The sequence below is a fragment of the Kitasatospora sp. SC0581 genome (genome assembly GCF_048159585.1).
Lineage (GTDB): Bacteria > Actinomycetota > Actinomycetes > Streptomycetales > Streptomycetaceae > Kitasatospora.
The window spans coordinates 18,419-33,994 of sequence record NZ_JBLRWA010000025.1 but is presented as its reverse complement, the minus strand read 5'-3'; the positions used below and the strand labels follow the sequence as shown (position 1 = coordinate 33,994).

Below are 15,576 nucleotides of genomic sequence, written 5' to 3'. Positions count from 1 at the left end.
GGACATCCCATGACGAACCCGTTCGAGGACCCGGACGCCGGCTACCTCGTGCTCGTCAACGACGAGGGGCAGCACTCCCTGTGGCCGGCCTCCCTCGCGGTGCCCGACGGCTGGGCGGTCGCCCACACCGAGGGCACCCGCGACACCTGCCTGGAGTACATCGACCGGCGGTGGACCGACATGCGGCCGCGCGGCCTGGCGGGGAGCATGCAGTCATGACCGGAGCCTCCCCGATCCAGGACGCGGTCCGCCGCTACTACACGCTGGTCGACGCCAACCGCTTCGACGAACTGGTGGAACTCTTCACCGCCGACGCGACCTACGAACGGCCGGGCTACCAGCCCCTGGTCGGCCGGGGCGAACTGACCGCCTTCTACCAGGGGGAGCGGGTCATCGCCGACGGCCGGCACACGGTCGACCAGCTGCTGCTGTCCGGGCGGGAGGCCGCGGTGCGCGGCAGTTTCACCGGAACGCTCAAGGGGGGTGACGCGGTGAGCCTGCGGTTCGCCGACTTCTTCCGGACGGACGGCACCGGCCTCTTCGCCCACCGCGTCACGTACTTCTTCGCTCCCTTGGTGTGAACACCGCTGGTCTGAGTGCGAGGACGGCTACGGGGTCTCCCCGACGCGGCCGAGGACCAGCTCCACGAAGGACCGCGCCGTCGAGTTCCCGTAGAACTCGCGCGGCGTCACCTTGGGCAGCCCCCGTTGCCGCAGGTCCGACAGCATGCGGACCACCAGGAGGGAGTTGCCGCCGAGTTCGAAGAAGTTGCCGTCGGGTTCCACGTCGACACCCAGCAGACCGGACCACACGGCGAGGATCTCGGTCCCGAGGTCGCCGCCCTTCGCCTCCGGATCCGCCGTGGCGCCGTCCCGGTCCGTGACCGGTGCCGGTGCCGGTGCCGGTGCCGGTGCCGCGGTCGGAGCCGGGGCCGGGGCAGGGCCGGCGGACGGGGCCGGGAGCCGGGAGAGGTCCGGCTTGCCGTTGAGGGTCAGCGGGATGCCGGACACCCCGGTGAGGCCGGCCGGCAGCATGTGGTCCGGCAGCACGCGCCGGGCCGTCCGCCAGACCTGGTCCACCGAACCGCCGTCCCGGAGCACCACGTAGGCGTCGATGCGGGCGCCGGCCGGGTCCCCCGCCTCGCCCTCCCGGAAGACGACCGCCGCGTCGGCGACCCCGGGGTCCGAGGCCAGGACGGAGGTGATCTCGTCCAGCTCGATCCGGTGGCCCCGCACCTTCACCTGGTTGTCCAGCCGGCCGAGGTGGTCGAGCCGGCCGTCCGGCCTCAGCCGGCCCCGGTCGCCGCTGCGGTACACCCGCTCCCCGGTCACCGGGTCGTCGACGAAACGGTCCGCCGTCAGCTCGGGACGGCCGAGGTAGCCGTCGGCCACCCCGGCACCACCCACGTAGATCTCACCGGCGGGCCCCGGCGGCAGGACGTGGCCGTGCTCGTCCCGGACCGACACCCACCAGCCGGGCAGCGCCCGGCCCACGGACCGGGACCGCTCCAGGACCTCGCGCGAGGTCACCTCCTGCGCGGTGACGTGGACGGTCGTCTCCGTGATGCCGTACATGTTGACCAGCCGGCACCGGGCGGGGGAGTGACGGGCGAACCACCGCCCCAGCATCGCCGTGTTCAGCGGTTCGCCGCCGAAGACGACCAGCCGCAGGGTGAGCGGTGCGGCGCCCGGTGCCGACCGGGTGTCGGCCTCGATGAGCTGGGAGAACGCGGACGGGGTCTGGCTGAGGACGGTCACCCGCCGCCGGGCCAGCAGCTCGTGGAACTCGTCCGGGTCACGGGCCGCCCAGTGCGGTACGACGACCAGCCGGCCCCCGGTGAGCAGGCAGCCCCAGATCTCCCACACGGAGAAGTCGAAGGCGCTGGAGTGGAAGAACGTCCACACGTCGTCCGGCCCGAGCCCGAGGTCCGCGGACGTGGCACCGACCAGGGCCAGCACGTTGCGGTGGGGGACCACGACCCCCTTGGGGCGGCCGGTGGATCCCGAGGTGTAGATGACGTAGGCGGCCGTGTCGGTGTTGCCGGTCTTCCCGGCCTCCAGGGGTTCCTGGGCGTCCATCAGTTCCTGGGGCGAGACCACGGTCACCCCCTCGATCCGGGGGAAGCGCGCCGGGTCCCCGATGACGACCGGCACCTGAGCGTCGGTCGCGGTGTAGCGCAGCCGCTCCTCGGGGTACCGGGCGTCCATCGGGACGTAGGCGCAGCCCGCCTTCAGCACGCCCAGCAGGGTGGCGACGAGCGTGGTGTCCCGCTCCAGGCACACCCCCACCCGTGCGCCGCCCACCCCGAGGGCGCGCAGCCCGGCGGCCACCCGCTCCGCCCGGTCGTCCAGCTGGCCGTACGTCAGGCTGCTCGCGTCGTCGGTCACCGCGACGGCGTCCGGCCGCTGCCGGGCCAGCTCCGCGATCCGCCCGTCGATGGTCTCCGGCGGCGTCCGCCGCTCCGGCCCGGGCCCGGCGGGCGCGGGCTCGCCGGGGTCGGCCGCGGGACGGAAGCCGCCCAGCCGGGTCACGGCCTCGGCCGCGGCGTGGTCCAGCAGGCCCAGCCGCGCCGTCGGAGTCGTCCCGGGCAGGGCGCGCAGCCGCCGGGCCAGGTGCAGGACGCTCCGTCCGAACCACTCCGCGGTCGGCGGGGCCACCGTGCGCGGATCGTGGTGGAGGCGGGCGACGCAGGTGCCGTCGGGCTGCCGCTCCAGATGGAGGACCAGGGAGAGCCCCGACCCCGGGAACGGGGTGTAGGACGTGCCAGAGGCGGCGTCACCGAGGACCACGCCCACGCTCGCGACCGCAGCGCCGGGCAGCGGAGTGCCGGTACCGGCCGCGAGGAGGTCCGCGACCGTGCCGTCCGCGTCGACCCGGACGGAGCGCACCGCGGGACCGCCCGCCCGGAACGCGCGGTCGAACACCGCGATGCGCGCCTCCGGCCCGCCCTGGTAGCGCGCCAGCGCCAGCGCCGCCGCGGCCACCAGGGCCTCCTCCCCGGGCCACTCCGGACGGTCCGTCAGCTGGACCGTCCCGGCGGCGGCGGTGAGGTCCGGCGCCTGGCGGTCCCCCAGGCCCCAGGGCACCGTGAGCGGCGTGGTGTCCCCGTCCGACCCGTCTTGCGCGTCCTGCGCGTCCGGTGTGTCGAGGGAGGGCAGCGGGTCGCCGTCGAGGGGCTCACCGTCCAGGAGGAGCGCCGCCAGCCGCACGAGGACGCCGTAGGGCACCGAACGCCGCGCCACCAGGACCGCGTCGACGACCCCGTCGGCGTACTCCACGAGCACGGCGCGCAACGGGGGTCCGCAGGGGTGCAGGGGCCGCTCGGCCTCCTGGCGGACGCGGGCGTGCCCGGGGCCGGTCGAGGAGTCCACCGCGAGCGGCAGGGTCCACAGCCTCGACCCCGCCAGCTCCGGCCGTTCCCTGCTCTCTTGTTCGAACAACGTCCGGCTCTGTTCCCGGTCGACCGGGTACCGGGCGCGTACCACCAGGCTGTGGCAGGCAGGAGTGCGTACGGTCATCAGATCTCCGTCTCCGAAGGGGGGCGGGCGGGCACGGTCACCGGGCGCTGAAGCCGCCGTCGACCGTGAGCACACTGCCGGTCACCTGGCGCGAGTCGTCGCCCGCCAGCCAGAGGGCCGCACCGGCGACGTCCGGGGGCTCGATGAGGGCGTTCATCGGCTGGGCCTGGACGAACACCTCCTCGTGTTCGTCGACGCGGACGTCGAGCGAGCGCGCTATCTCGGAGAGCATCCGGCCCTCGACCAGGGGGTCGTCCCGGACGGAGCCGGGGCAGAGCGCGTTCACCCGGACGCGGTGCGGCGCGTAGTCCAGCGCCGCCGCCTTGGTCAGGCCGATCATGCCGTGCTTGGCGGCCACGTAGCCGGCGAAGTGCCGGTAGCCCACGAGACCGGCCGTCGAGGCGATGTTGATGATGCTTCCCGAGCGCTGCTCGATCATCGCCGGGACCACGGCCTTGGTCATCCGCCAGGCGCCCGACAGGTCGACGTCCAGCATGAGCGACCACTCGTCCTCGGTGATCTCGTGGACCCTGCGGCCGGAGGGCGCGGCGATCCCCGCGCCGTTGACCAGGACGTCCAGCCGTCCGAACCGGTCGAGGCACTCCGCCACGACCGAGGTGACCCTTCGGAGGTCGCGCACGTCGCAGTGGGCCGGGAGCACCGTGACGCCGTGCCGCGCGCACAGGTCGGCCGTGTGCGCGAGCTGGGCGGCCGAGCCCATGGGGTACCCCACGCCGGGGAGGTCGTCGGCGATGTCGAGCAGCAGCAGGTCGGCGCCCTCCGCCGCGAAGCGGACGGCACAGGCGCGGCCGAGCCCGCGCGCCGCCCCCGTGATCACGGCCGTCTTGCCCTTCAGCTGCACGGCGACCCTCCGCGGTCGGCGTCGGCCGGGGCGGCGCCGCCGTCGGAGAGTACCTGCGCGACCGTGGCCAGCAGCACCTCCGGGGAGTCGACCAGGTACATGTGACTGCCGGGCAGTTCCCGGTAGTCGAAGGACGCCCCGGTGGTGCTCCGCCACTCCTCGGCCTGCGTCCGGGAGACGAGCCCGTCGTCGGCGCCGCGCAGCGAGGTGACCGGGAGCGGCAGCGGGGTGTCGGAGGCGGGGACGTAGTCCTCGTGCATCGCCACGTCGGCGCGCAGCAGGGGCAGGAGCAGATCCCGTAGGTCGGGGTCGTCGAAGGCCGCGTGCCGGTAGCCGGCGAACTCGCCGACGCGGGCCAGGAACTCCTCGTCGTCCAGCCCGGTCGCCCGCCGCTCGCGCCCGCTGCCGGGGCCGGGGGACCCGCTCACGAAGAGGTGGCGGAGTCCGGAGCGTCCGCCCAGCTCGCGGGCCAGCTCGTACGCGAGGACGGCACCCAGGCTGTGGCCGAAGAGCGCGAACGGGGCCTCATTGCCCACGAGTTCCAGTATTCGCGGGGCGAGGGCGGCGGCGGCCTCCGACGCGTCGGTGAACGGCTCCTCCAGGAACAGCTCCTCGCGGCCGGGAAGTTGGAGGGGTACGACCTTGAGGCCGGGCGGTGCGACGTTCCAGGCGCGGTAGAACCCGGCTCCGCTGCCCGCGAAGGGAAGGCAGACGAGGGGCAACTCGGTGGGGGACACGACTCGTTCACTCCTTGTGTTCCGATGGGGCCGGAATGCTCATTTCGGGCATGGCACGCCGAAGCCCCGGCTCGGCGGGGCCGTCGTCGGCCACCCGCTCCAACCGGAGCTTCTTCCTGCGGGTCAGGCGCGTTCGGCAGAGCTATGTCATGCCACGCCTGAGGTGAACTCGTGCTACGCGGTGCGGACTTCCCGTGTCTCCTTTCCGAGACCGGCGTCGCGGGCCAGCACGGCGGCGGAGGCCCGGTCGTGCACCTCCAGTTTCGCGAAGATTCGCGAGACGTAATTGCGTACGGTCTTTTCCGCCAGGAAGATCCGACGGGCGATCTGGTGGTTGCTCAGTCCGCCGGCGACCAGTTCCAGGATCTCGAGTTCCCTGCTGGTCAGTTCGGACAGCCCGGTCGTCTCCGGCAGGATCTGCACGGTGGAGAAATGCAGGCTGAGCCGGGAGGCGATGGTCCGGCTGAAGACGGCGCCCCCCTTGGCCACGATCTCGATGGAGTGGAGGAGTTCCTCGGAGGACCTCATGTGCGAGAGGTATCCGCTGACCCCGACGCGCAGGGCGGTGAAGACGGCGTCGTCGTCGTCGTTCTGCGACACCACCATCATTTTGGGCCTGGTCTTGTGGCGGCGGTATGTCGAGACGATCTGCTGGGCGTTCTCGTAGATGGACCTCTTCGAGGACGGCTCGCCCAGGATGACCACGTGCGGCTGTAATTCGGTGTTCTCGAGACATCGCATGCCGTCGAGGACGCCCACGGCCCGGCCGATGAGCGTGAATCTGTCATCCTGTTCGATGATTGTCTCCAGTCCGGCGAGTGAAACCGGATTGTCGCTGATGATGAACAGGTTGATCCCCATATTGCACGTCCCCCGTTTGGCACGTCGTACGGCTCGTCTTTCTTCGGTGCGTCATTCTTTGCAGGAGAAAGGCCGGTCCGGTGCTCAAGCGAGTATGGGTAGGCGAATGATCGGAACGCAAGTTCCGCTGTCAAGTGAAAGAGGCCGTTCCGCTTCATGAGTGACTATCCGGTCATCGGTATGTCTTCGCCGGAGGGGTGCGGCGCGCGGACGCCGGCGGCCCCCCGGACCGGCGGGTGAGCCCGTGGCCCCAGCGGCCCCGGGCCCGGCGCGCCCCCGCCGCCGGACGCTCTCCCTCCGTTCCGGGCGCCGCGCGGCCGCGACGGACGGTGGCCGAAACGGAGAGGTGACGGCTGTTTCCCGAGGAACGGATGTTTATCCAGTGACAGGGGGGAATTGTCGACAGGCCTATGGTGCGGACCAATTGGCCCGGCAGTCGGCGGGCGACAGCACACCCGCGGGGCGATCGCCGTACATACGGGCCTTGGCCCACGCCCGTACTGGACGTGCCTCGAACCGGCCCCCTACGTTCGGCACATGGGTAATGCTCCTCGTCGGCGCCTGATCACACTGGACGTGCTGGCCGCGCTCGGGTTCGTGATCCTCCCGCAGGTGTCGGTGCTGCGTCCGGCCGACGGCGGCGAGGTGAGCGCCACCGCCGTGTGGCTGCTGTCCCTGGGCACCGCGCTGCCGCTGGTCGTACGGAGGCTGTGGCCGGTCCCGGTGTTCGCGGTCGCGTTCACCGCCGCCTGGGTGGCGCTGGTCGCCGGGGTCGGGCCGACCCCCTTCCTCGCCGCCGCCTACGCCCTGTACCTGGTGGCCACCACCAGGAGGGGACGACCGGGGCTTTCCGTGGCCCTCGTCGCCGGGCTGTGCACGGCCGGCGCGGTCCTGATGACGGTGTCGGGAGGGCAGGGGTACCAGGGCGGGAGCAGGGCCGTACAGGTCGTGCTCGGAGTGCTCGTCCTCGGCGCCACCTGGGCGACGGGGGCCGCGGTCAGGGAACGGCGGGAGAGCCTGCGGCGCGCCATCGAGCACGCGGCCGAGCAGGCGAAGGCCGAGGAACGCCTGCGCATCGCCCGTGACATCCACGACGTCGTCACCCACAGCGTGGGCGTGATCGCGATCAAGGCGAGCGTCGCCAACCACGTGGCCACCACCCGCCCCGAGGAGGCGCGGGAAGCCCTGGCGGTGATCGAGGACATCAGCCGCCGGGCGCTGCGTGACATGCGGGCCACCCTCAAGGTGCTGCGCCGCGAGCAGGACGGCGGCGCCGGCGACCTGCGGCCGGTCCAGGGGCTGACGGACCTGCCGGCCCTGGTGCGCACGGCCGAGGCCGCCGGAGTCCGCGTCGACCTGCGGAGCGAGTACGAGGAGGAGCCCCCGAACGGTGTCGCGCTGTCCGTGTTCCGGATCGTCCAGGAGGCCCTGACCAACGTCGTCAAGCATGCCGCGCCCACCCGCTGCCGGGTCCGGATCGCGGCCGTCCAGGGCACGTTGACGATCGACATCACCGACGAGGGCCCCGGGCCCGGGCACCGGCCCACCGTGCCCGTCGGGGGGATGGGCCTGGTCGGGATGAAGGAGCGGGTCGCCGCGCACAGCGGCACCTTCGGCGCCGGGCCGCGGCCGGGCGGCGGCTTTCGGATCGTGGTGACACTGCCGTACTGAGCCCGACCCGTTCCCGGGTGCCGGACTCATCCGCAGGTATGGGTTCGGCCCGCGCGGGCCGCCGCGGAATCCCGACCCCGGACCGATGCGGCCGGCCGGCCCGCCCGACGAGACTCGTCCCGTGATCGAAGTCCAGAACCTGACCAAGCGGTACGGGGAGACCACCGTCGTGGCAGGCCTCACCTTCACGGTGCGGCCGGGCGCCGTCACCGGATTCCTGGGCCCCAACGGGGCCGGGAAGTCCACGACGATGCGCATGATCCTCGGCCTCACCCGCCCGGATGCCGGAACCGCCCTCATCGGCGGCCGCCCCTATCACGAACTGACGTACCCCGCCCGGCAGGTCGGCGCCCTGCTGGAGACGGCGGTCGCGCACCGCAGCCTGACCGCCGCCGACCATCTGCGCTGGATCGCGCAGAGCAACCGGATCGACCGGCGACGGGTCGCGGAGGTCCTGGAGGCGGTCGGCCTGACCGGAGCGGCCCGGCGGCGGGTCGGCACGTTCTCCCTCGGCATGGGACAGCGGCTCGGCCTGGCCGCGGCCCTGCTCGGCGACCCGCCCGTCCTGGTGCTCGACGAGCCGGTCAACGGCCTGGACGCCGAGGGCATCCGATGGCTGCGCGACCTGCTGCGCTCGATGGCCGCCGAGGGCCGGACCGTCCTCGTCTCCAGCCACCTGATGGCCGAGATGTCCGTGGTCGCGGACGACCTGGTCGTCATCGGCCGCGGACGACTGCTTACCCAGACCGGCACGGAGGAGTTCATCCGGCGCCACGCACGGACCTACGTGCGGGTGCGGACCTCCGAACCCCTGCGCCTGCACCGGGAACTGGAACGGAACGGCGCCTCGCTGAGCCTCGCGCACGACGGCAGCCTGGAGGTCGACGGCATGACGGCGGCCGAGATCAACCGGCTGGCCGCGGCGGGCGACCTCCCGCTCGAAGAGCTGAGCACCCACACGGGATCGCTCGAGGACACCTTCCTCAAGCTCACCGGCCCCGAAGGGAGCAGCACCCGTGTCTGAGACGGCCGCGGCCATGCGGGCCGAGTTCACCAAACTGCGCGGCGTCCGCGGCACGTTCGTCGCGCTGCTGCTGTTCGCCCCCGCCAGCCTCTTCCTCTCCGCCCTGGGCGGCTGGTCCGCGAGGAAGGCGATCGAGTCGGACAACCCCCTGCTCCGCTCCGACTTCACCCCCGAGCAGACCGGCATGGACGGAGTCCTCTACGGCCAGCTGGCGCTGATCGTGTTCGCCGTGCTCCTCGTCTCGAGCGAGTACTCGTCCGGCATGATGCGGGTCTCGCTGCTCGCCGTGCCCCGGCGCGGGCGGCTCTACCTGGCGAAGGCGGCCGTCACCGCCGCCGCCGCGGTGGCCGTCGCGATCCCCGTCACCGTCCTCGGCTACCTGCTCACGCAGTTCGCCCTCGGTCCCCACGGCGCCGGCATCGACACGAGTGGTGTCCCCCGCGCCCTCGCCGGCGCCGTGGTCTATCTGACGATGATGAGCCTGTTCGCGGCGGGCGTGGCCTCGACGGCCCGCGGCGCCGTCGTCCCGCTGGCCGTCCTGCTCCCGATGGTGCTCGCCGGCTCCCAGATCCTGTCCACCATCGGCGCGACCAAGGAGATGGTCCGGTACCTCCCCGACCGGGCCGGCATGCGGATGCTCACGGTCGGCTCGGACGACGCGCTCACCGGGTTCGCCGTCCTCCTCGCGTGGACCGTCGTGGCACTGGCGGCCGGCTGGCTGCGCCACCGGCGTTGGGACGGTTGACGGGACGGGCGGGGAGGGGCTCGACGTCGCGTGACGGGCGCGGCCGGCCGGGGTGCTCCGGCCTCGGCCGACCGCCCTCAACAGGGCTTATGCCCAAAGGCAGTTGAGGGGACGGAACAGGCGCTGCTGCTAGAATCGCGGACTTCGAGGGCTCGATGAGCAGTTTGCGGGGAATGCGGGATGGCCGAGGCGGTCCGGGTGCTGATCGCGGACGATCAGGCGCTGTTGCGCGGGAGCTTCCGCGTCCTCGTCGACTCGACACCGGGGATGGAGACCGTCGGCGAGGCCGGTGACGGCGCCCGGGCGGTGGAACTCGCCCGGGAGCTCAGGCCCGACGTCGTCCTGATGGACCTGCGGATGCCCGTCATGGACGGCATCGCGGCCACCCGGGAGATCTGCTCCGACGAGACCATGGCCGGCGTACGGGTGCTGGCCCTGACGATGTTCGACATGGACGAGTACGTCTACCCGGCCCTCCAGGCGGGCGCGAGCGGATTCATGCTGAAGGACGCCTCGCCCTCGGACCTGGTCGCCGGCATCCGCGTCATCGCCACCGGCGAGGCCGTCCTGGCGCCCACGGTCACACGCCGCATGATCGAGACCGTCTCCCGCACCCGGCCGACGGCGCGGCCGGCCCCTCGGCTCGTCGGGCTCACCAGGCGGGAGCAGGAGGTGCTCGTGCTGATCGCGAACGGGCTGTCGAACGCCGAGATCGCCCAGCGGCTGGTGATCAGCCTGCCCACCGTGAAGACGCATGTGAGCAGCCTTCTGGCCAAGCTGAACGTCCGGGACCGGGCCCAACTGGTCATCATCGCCTACGAGAGCGGTCTCGCCGAGCCGGGCATGCCCGCCTGACGCCTGACGCCTGACGCCTGACGCCTGACGCCTGCCCGAGGCCGCGCCCGGGCGTGGCGGAGCCGCCGTGGTGAGGAGGGGCCCGGGGGCCTCTTGCACGGCGGCTCCGCTGTCGCTGTCGCGGTCGGTGGCAGTCCGTCGGCTTCTGGAGCCGGCCGGGGCGGGTGGGGGTTACCAGTTCGCCCAGGGGAGGTTCCAGCCGCCCAGGCCGTTGTCGGGGGCGACGGTCTTCTCCTTGGTGTTCACGATCGTGACGACGTCGCCGATCAGCGAGCTGTTGAAGAACGCCCCCGCGCTGGAGGTGTCGCTGCCGCCCTCGGTGTCCTTGAGCGCGACGCAGCCGTGGCTGGTGTTCGCCTTGCCGAAGGGGTCGCCCTCGTACCAGTAGTTGCCGTGGAGGTAGGTGCCGCTCCTGGTCAGCCGCATCGCGTGCGGGACGGCGGGGATGTCGTACTCGTTGCCGAGGCCGACGGTCTGGGAGTTCATGTGGGTGACCTTCTCCTTGGACATGATCACCATGGTGCCGCCCCACGACGGGTGCTTCGCGTCACCGAGCGTGGCGGGCACGGTGGTGCTCTTGCCGTCCCGGACGACCGTCATCTGGTGCGTGGCGGCGTCCGCGGTGGAGACCTGGGAGCGGCCGATGCTGAACGGCTCGTCCTTGTCGACGTCGCCCCACACGCCCGGGGCGACCTCGACGTTCTTCAGCCGGTAGTGGATGGTCACCCTGGTGCCCGGCTTCCAGTATTCGGCCGGGCGGAAGTCCAGCCGGTTGTCGTCGAACCAGTGGCCCTTCACCTCGGTGCCGTTGTCCGTCTCGAAGGTGATCGCCTTGGCGACGGCGTCCTTGTTCACGACCTTCGTGCTGAAGTCCACCTTGACGATCATGCCCACGCCGTACGTCTGGCCGTCGCCGATGTTGTCGTTGGTGGACACCTGCTTCTCGGGCGTGAGCGTGGTGAAGGCGGAGGTGGACGCGGCCACCAGGCCGTCGGCGTCCGCCGCCTGGGCGTTCACCGTGTACGCCGTGCCGGGGGTGAGCGCGGCGGCGGGCTTCCAGCCGGTGCCGTCCGGGGTGATCGAGCCCTGGACGGGCTTGCCGTCCTTGTCGGTCACGTCGACGGTGGTGAGCCTGCCCTTGGAGACGGACACCCGCAGGGCGTTCGGCGCGACGCCGCGGGCGCCGTCCTTCGGCTCGACGTCCAGCACGGCGGCGGACGTCTTCGAGGTGGTCGTGTTCGCGTTCCCGTCCCCGGTGGCGCCGGGGGCGGCGGTGGCGGAGGCACCCGCCGGGCCGGCCGCTTCACCGCCCTTGCCCTGCTCGTCACCGCAGGCCGCGGTCATCAGCAGGACCCCGCCCATCGTCAGTGCCACCGCGCCGCGGTTGAAACGGTCGGTGGTGCGTATGGCGGAACGGGCCGCCCGAACAGTGCTCACAGGTGCTCCTTCTCGGTGTTGGTCGCCAGCTTGTCCGCCCGCTCGTCCCGGCCACAACGGTGAGCCGGCGATCAGGGACCCGGGGACGCCCGTACCCGCTCTGAGCTGGGAAGACGTAAGCTTCCTGGGACGCGTTCGCGGGATGGCGGAACCGTGGGACGGCGTGCCGCGTGCTTGTCTGCCGGAGCCCGCGCCACAGCCGCCGGGGGCGGGGGCGGGGGCGGGGGACGTGACGGTGCCGAGCCCGACTGCCGGGGGCGGGTGAAGGAACAGTGCCGAAGGGAATCGGGAAGTTGAGGGAGACGGACGAGGTCGCCCGGCTGCTGCAGGAGCTGAAGAGCCGGTCGGGGCTCAGTTACGGAGCGCTGGCGAAGCGGCTGCACCTGAGCACGTCGGCCCTGCACCGCTACTGCAACGGCGATGTGATGCCGACGGAGTTCGCCCCGCTGGACCACTTCTCGCGGGTGTGCGAGGCGACGCCGCAGGAACGCGTCGAGCTGTACCGGCTGTGGGTCGTCGTCCGTGCGACGCGTGGGAACAGGCCGACCGCCGCCCCTGAGCCGGTGGCACCCGCACCGCCCGCGACCCCGGTACCGCCCGCGACTCCGGCACCGGAGGCGGCCCCGGCACCGGAGCCCGTCCCGGACCGCGCCCCCGCGGTGCCGCCCCGGCGGCGCACCCGCCGCCGGGGCGTCCTCGCCGCGGTGACGGCCATCGCGCTGCTGGTCGCCGTCGGGGTCGTCGTCACCGGTCTGAGGCTCCGTCCGGACGGGGAGACCGACCCCGCCCGGGCCGCCGACGCCGGGTCGTCCACCGGATCCCCGGCCCCGTCCGTGCCCCCGTCCCTGTCCCCGCAGCTGTCCGCGGCCGCCGCCGTCGCCGCTGCCGGGGCGAGCCCGCCCGGGGCGACCGGCGGGGCGGACCCGAGCACCAGCGCACCGATCAGCGTCGCCGTCCACCCGTCCGGCTGGGACGCCAAGTGCGACCAGTACGTCGTCAACCGCCCGCCGTCCGAGGTCCCCCGACCGCCCGCCGTGCCGGAGGCGGCGGGCTGGGCCTCCCAGGTCGGCGCGGTGCCGGGCCACTCCCGGTCGGTCAAGCTCACCGTGCAGGGCACCGGCTGGGACACCGTGCTGCTGACGGGTCTCAACGTCCGGGTCACCCGGGTCGCGGCCCCGCTCGCCTGGAACGCCTACTCCATGGGCGAGGGCTGCGCCGGTGGAGTCGGCGCCCGCTCCTACCGCATCGACCTGGACGCGGCCCGCCCCGTCCCGGTCGTGGCCGACGGCAGCGGCAGCCTGCCGGTGGTCGTGACCCAGAGCGAACCGGCGGTCATCGAGGTCACCGCCGAGACCACCACCCACGACGTCAGCTGGTACCTGGAACTGGAGTGGACCAGCGGCAACCGGAAGGGGATGCTGCCCGTCGACCTCGGCCACGGCACCCCGTTCCGCACCAGCGCGGTGAAGGACCGGCCGCTGTACGCCTACCCGGCGGGCGGGCAGGCCTGGGAGCAGGCCCCGGCCCGGCAGTAACGGCGCCGGCGCCGGGGGCGGGAACGCGATCAGGACCGGGGCCCCGGGGTACGGCCCCGGCCAGGACCAGGGGCCCGGTCCGGGATCGGTCCCGGGAGCCTGCCCGGGGCCGGGGGCCGCTGGGAGGATCGACCGGGGACGCCGGAGCGCTCCCCGGGCCGCGGGCCGCCGCGAGGGGACGGCTCACGGGCGGCGGTCTCGGTGGACCGGCGGGGCCCGGGGCGGCCGACCGGCCGTAGAGAGGAGCGCCACAGCATGTCGACGCACCACGGGCCACTGCTGCCACTGCCACTTCGGCCGTCGCCGGAGCCGAGCGGCGCCGGCCTGCCCTGGACGGCCGGTGACGCGCTGGTGGCCGTCGGGGTGGCCGTCCTGGACCTCCTCGGCTACACGATCGGCGGCTCGGACGGAAGACCGCCGATCGCCGCGACCGCGCTGGTCCTGCTGGTACTGGCGGCCGTGCCGCTGCTCACCAGGCGCCGCCACCCGCTGGCCTCGCTGGCGGGGGTGCTGGTCCTCGGCCTGGCGCTGAACCTGAGCGTGTCGATGCCGCCGCACTTCACCGGCACGCTCTGCGTCGCGCTGTTCGCCGTGGCCCGGTCCCGCGGCGTCGCGGTGGCCGTGCCGGCCGGCCTCGTGGCGGCCGCCGTACCGCTGGTGGGCCGGGGGTATCCGCTGCCGCCCGCGGTGGGGGACGTGGCGGGCAACGTGGTCGCCGCGGCGCTGGTCGTCGTCACGGCCGAGGGGCTGACGTGGTGGCAGCGCGAGGTGGAGGTCAGGCGCGGGCTGCTGGCCGACCGCGCGGTGGCGCAGGAACGGCGGCGCATCGCGCGGGAGCTGCACGACATCGTCGCCCACCACATCACCACCATGCAGCTGATGGCCGCCGGTGCCAGGGCCAACCTCGGCGGTGACGCCGAGGTGGTGCGCGAGGCCCTGGTCACCTTGGAGGGCTCCGGCCGGATGGCGCTGCGCGAGATGCGCCACCTGCTCGACGTGCTGCGGGCCGACGACGAGCCGGACGGGTCGGACCGGGCGCCGGGCACGGCTCCGGGCGGGGCGTCGGGCGGGGCGCCGTCCGCGCCGCAACCCGGGGTCGGGCAGCTCGGACAGCTCGTCGAGGAGTCCCGCAGGGCCGGCCTGCCCACCGACTTCGCCGTCCTGGGGGAGGAGCGCCCGTTGCCGCCGAGCGCCGGCCTGGCGGTGTTCCGGATCGTCCAGGAGGCCCTCACCAACACCCGCAAGCACGCGGGCCGGGCCGCCCGGGCGAGGGTCCGGCTGACCTACCACCCGGACCGCGTCACCGTCGAGGTGTCCGACAACGGCACCGCCGCGCCGCCCGACTCCCCGGTGGACGCCCCGGTGGGCGCGGGCGGTGTGCCCGGACCGCGGGCCGGCCGCACCGGGTACGGTCTGATGGGCATGCGCGAGCGCGTCGCGCTGCAGGGCGGCAGCATGGTGGCCGGGGGCATCGACGGTGGTGGCTTCCGGGTGGTGGCCAGTCTGCCGGTGGCGCCGGCGGACGGAGAGGAACGGCTCGGATGACGGGAACCGCGGAACGGATCAGGGTGCTGATCGCGGACGACCAGCCGCTGGTGCGGCGAGGCCTGGCGCTGATCCTGGCCCCCGACCCGGCGTTCGAGGTGGTGGCCGAGGCGGACAACGGGCAGCGGGCGGTGGACCTCGCGCACCAGCACCGGCCCGACGTCGTGGTGATGGACATCCGGATGCCGGTCCTCGACGGGGTCCAGGCGACCGAGCGGCTCTCCCAGGAGCTGCCCGCGTGCCGGGTCCTGGCGTTGAGCACCTTCGACATGGACGAGTACGTGGTCGCCGCCCTGCGCGCCGGCGCCTCCGGGTTCCTGCCCAAGGACGTCTCCCCGGAGGAGCTTTCGGCGGCCGTGCGGACGGTGCACGGCGGGGAGGCGGTGGTGGCGCCGCGCCTGCTCACCCGGCTGATCTCCACCTACGTCACCTCGCCCCGGCTGCCGCGGCCGCCGGTGTCGGCGCCGGTGCCGGTGTCCGCTCCGGGTGAACTGACGCCCCGTGAGATCGAGGTGTGGCACCTGCTGGCCACCGGCCTCGACAACGCCGAGATCGCCTCGGCGATGGGCATCAGCGTCTCCACGGTCAAGAACTACATCACCAGCGTCTTCGCCAAGCTGAGTGTCCGCGACCGTGCCCAGGCGGTCATCGCGGCCTACGAGTCCGGTCTGGTCGAGGCCCGGTCCGCGAACTCGGCCGGCTGAAGCGGGCCGAAGCGGGCTGGAGCCGGGCCGAGTCGGGCTGAAGCGGGCCGAGTCGGACCGAGCCGGGTCGGGCCGGCCCCCG

General features: G+C 73.3%; 14 protein-coding genes. 9 read left to right on the top strand and 5 right to left on the bottom strand.

All coding sequences use genetic code 11. The features are described from left to right. Nucleotides 1-9 precede the first annotated feature (9 nt). Both ACLWS4_RS28715 and ACLWS4_RS28710 read left to right on the top strand, forming a co-directional pair. On the top strand, nucleotides 10-219 hold the full coding sequence (locus ACLWS4_RS28715) for an MbtH family protein (protein ID WP_416875639.1): 210 nt from the start codon (nucleotides 10-12) through the stop codon (nucleotides 217-219). After that, entirely contained in the window at nucleotides 216-581 is a 366-nt protein-coding gene (locus ACLWS4_RS28710) for a nuclear transport factor 2 family protein (protein ID WP_117490361.1), read from the top strand. Before ACLWS4_RS28715 ends, ACLWS4_RS28710 begins: the two co-directional genes overlap by 4 nt. A 27-nt stretch (nucleotides 582-608) precedes the next feature. Here the strand turns inward: ACLWS4_RS28710 and ACLWS4_RS28705 are convergent, their stop codons facing one another. The 4 genes from ACLWS4_RS28705 to ACLWS4_RS28690 form a co-directional block, all read right to left on the bottom strand. Beyond that, on the bottom strand, nucleotides 609-3,518 hold the full coding sequence (locus ACLWS4_RS28705; RefSeq protein ID WP_416875638.1) for an amino acid adenylation domain-containing protein: 2,910 nt from the start codon (nucleotides 3,516-3,518) through the stop codon (nucleotides 609-611). Nucleotides 3,519-3,555: 37 nt separating this feature from the next. Then, complete coding sequence (locus ACLWS4_RS28700) at nucleotides 3,556-4,380, bottom strand: SDR family oxidoreductase (RefSeq protein ID WP_049649015.1); 825 nt, start codon at nucleotides 4,378-4,380, stop codon at nucleotides 3,556-3,558. Further along, complete coding sequence (locus ACLWS4_RS28695) at nucleotides 4,371-5,117, bottom strand: thioesterase II family protein (protein WP_416875637.1); 747 nt, start codon at nucleotides 5,115-5,117, stop codon at nucleotides 4,371-4,373. The genes ACLWS4_RS28700 and ACLWS4_RS28695 overlap by 10 nt, the downstream gene beginning before the upstream one ends. 174 nt (nucleotides 5,118-5,291) lie before the next feature. Further along, complete coding sequence (locus ACLWS4_RS28690; RefSeq protein WP_416875636.1) at nucleotides 5,292-5,978, bottom strand: LuxR C-terminal-related transcriptional regulator; 687 nt, start codon at nucleotides 5,976-5,978, stop codon at nucleotides 5,292-5,294. Between the two features lie 537 nt (nucleotides 5,979-6,515). On the opposite strand from ACLWS4_RS28690, the gene ACLWS4_RS28685 reads away from it, so the two are divergent. The 4 genes from ACLWS4_RS28685 (at nucleotide 6,516) to ACLWS4_RS28670 (ending at nucleotide 10,273) form a co-directional block, all read left to right on the top strand. Next, nucleotides 6,516-7,649 carry a sensor histidine kinase gene (locus ACLWS4_RS28685; protein ID WP_416875635.1) on the top strand — a complete coding sequence of 378 codons (1,134 nt, stop codon included), beginning with the start codon at nucleotides 6,516-6,518 and terminating at the stop codon, nucleotides 7,647-7,649. 121 nt (nucleotides 7,650-7,770) lie between these two features. Further along, nucleotides 7,771-8,673: an ABC transporter ATP-binding protein gene (locus tag ACLWS4_RS28680; RefSeq protein WP_049649023.1), complete on the top strand. Its 903-nt coding sequence runs from the start codon at nucleotides 7,771-7,773 to the stop codon at nucleotides 8,671-8,673. Then, nucleotides 8,666-9,418, top strand: a complete 753-nt coding sequence (locus ACLWS4_RS28675) for an ABC transporter permease (RefSeq protein WP_063780012.1) — start codon at nucleotides 8,666-8,668, stop codon at nucleotides 9,416-9,418. Before ACLWS4_RS28680 ends, ACLWS4_RS28675 begins: the two co-directional genes overlap by 8 nt. A gap of 180 nt (nucleotides 9,419-9,598) precedes the next feature. Further along, nucleotides 9,599-10,273, top strand: a complete 675-nt coding sequence (locus ACLWS4_RS28670; protein WP_416875634.1) for a response regulator — start codon at nucleotides 9,599-9,601, stop codon at nucleotides 10,271-10,273. 171 nt (nucleotides 10,274-10,444) lie between these two features. Here ACLWS4_RS28670 and ACLWS4_RS28665 read toward each other — a convergent pair whose 3' ends face one another. Further along, nucleotides 10,445-11,710, bottom strand: a complete 1,266-nt coding sequence (locus ACLWS4_RS28665; RefSeq protein ID WP_416875633.1) for a L,D-transpeptidase — start codon at nucleotides 11,708-11,710, stop codon at nucleotides 10,445-10,447. A 293-nt stretch (nucleotides 11,711-12,003) separates the two neighbouring features. On the opposite strand from ACLWS4_RS28665, the gene ACLWS4_RS28660 reads away from it, so the two are divergent. The 3 genes from ACLWS4_RS28660 to ACLWS4_RS28650 all read left to right on the top strand — a co-directional run bounded on the left by ACLWS4_RS28660 (nucleotide 12,004) and on the right by ACLWS4_RS28650 (nucleotide 15,494). Further along, a complete protein-coding gene (locus ACLWS4_RS28660; protein WP_416875632.1) occupies nucleotides 12,004-13,245 on the top strand; it encodes a helix-turn-helix domain-containing protein in 1,242 nt (413 codons plus the stop codon). A 255-nt stretch (nucleotides 13,246-13,500) separates the two neighbouring features. Next, the gene (locus ACLWS4_RS28655) at nucleotides 13,501-14,790 is read left to right on the top strand and encodes a sensor histidine kinase (RefSeq protein WP_416875631.1); all 1,290 of its coding nucleotides are present in this window, start codon (nucleotides 13,501-13,503) and stop codon (nucleotides 14,788-14,790) included. Next, the gene (locus ACLWS4_RS28650) at nucleotides 14,787-15,494 is read left to right on the top strand and encodes a response regulator (RefSeq protein WP_416875630.1); all 708 of its coding nucleotides are present in this window, start codon (nucleotides 14,787-14,789) and stop codon (nucleotides 15,492-15,494) included. Before ACLWS4_RS28655 ends, ACLWS4_RS28650 begins: the two co-directional genes overlap by 4 nt. Nucleotides 15,495-15,576: the final 82 nt, after the last annotated feature.

What these genes read in the sequence shown, in the direction of transcription:
- ACLWS4_RS28690 (WP_416875636.1), bottom strand. Translation starts at nt 5,978, where the DNA reads ATGGGGATCAACCTGTTCATCATCAGCGACAATCCGGTTTCACTCGCC.
- ACLWS4_RS28670 (WP_416875634.1), top strand. Translation starts at nt 9,599, where the DNA reads ATGGCCGAGGCGGTCCGGGTGCTGATCGCGGACGATCAGGCGCTGTTG.
- ACLWS4_RS28650 (WP_416875630.1), top strand. Translation starts at nt 14,787, where the DNA reads ATGACGGGAACCGCGGAACGGATCAGGGTGCTGATCGCGGACGACCAG.
- ACLWS4_RS28685 (WP_416875635.1), top strand. Translation starts at nt 6,516, where the DNA reads ATGGGTAATGCTCCTCGTCGGCGCCTGATCACACTGGACGTGCTGGCC.
- ACLWS4_RS28705 (WP_416875638.1), bottom strand. Translation starts at nt 3,518, where the DNA reads ATGACCGTACGCACTCCTGCCTGCCACAGCCTGGTGGTACGCGCCCGG.
- ACLWS4_RS28710 (WP_117490361.1), top strand. Translation starts at nt 216, where the DNA reads ATGACCGGAGCCTCCCCGATCCAGGACGCGGTCCGCCGCTACTACACG.
- ACLWS4_RS28655 (WP_416875631.1), top strand. Translation starts at nt 13,501, where the DNA reads ATGTCGACGCACCACGGGCCACTGCTGCCACTGCCACTTCGGCCGTCG.
- ACLWS4_RS28715 (WP_416875639.1), top strand. Translation starts at nt 10, where the DNA reads ATGACGAACCCGTTCGAGGACCCGGACGCCGGCTACCTCGTGCTCGTC.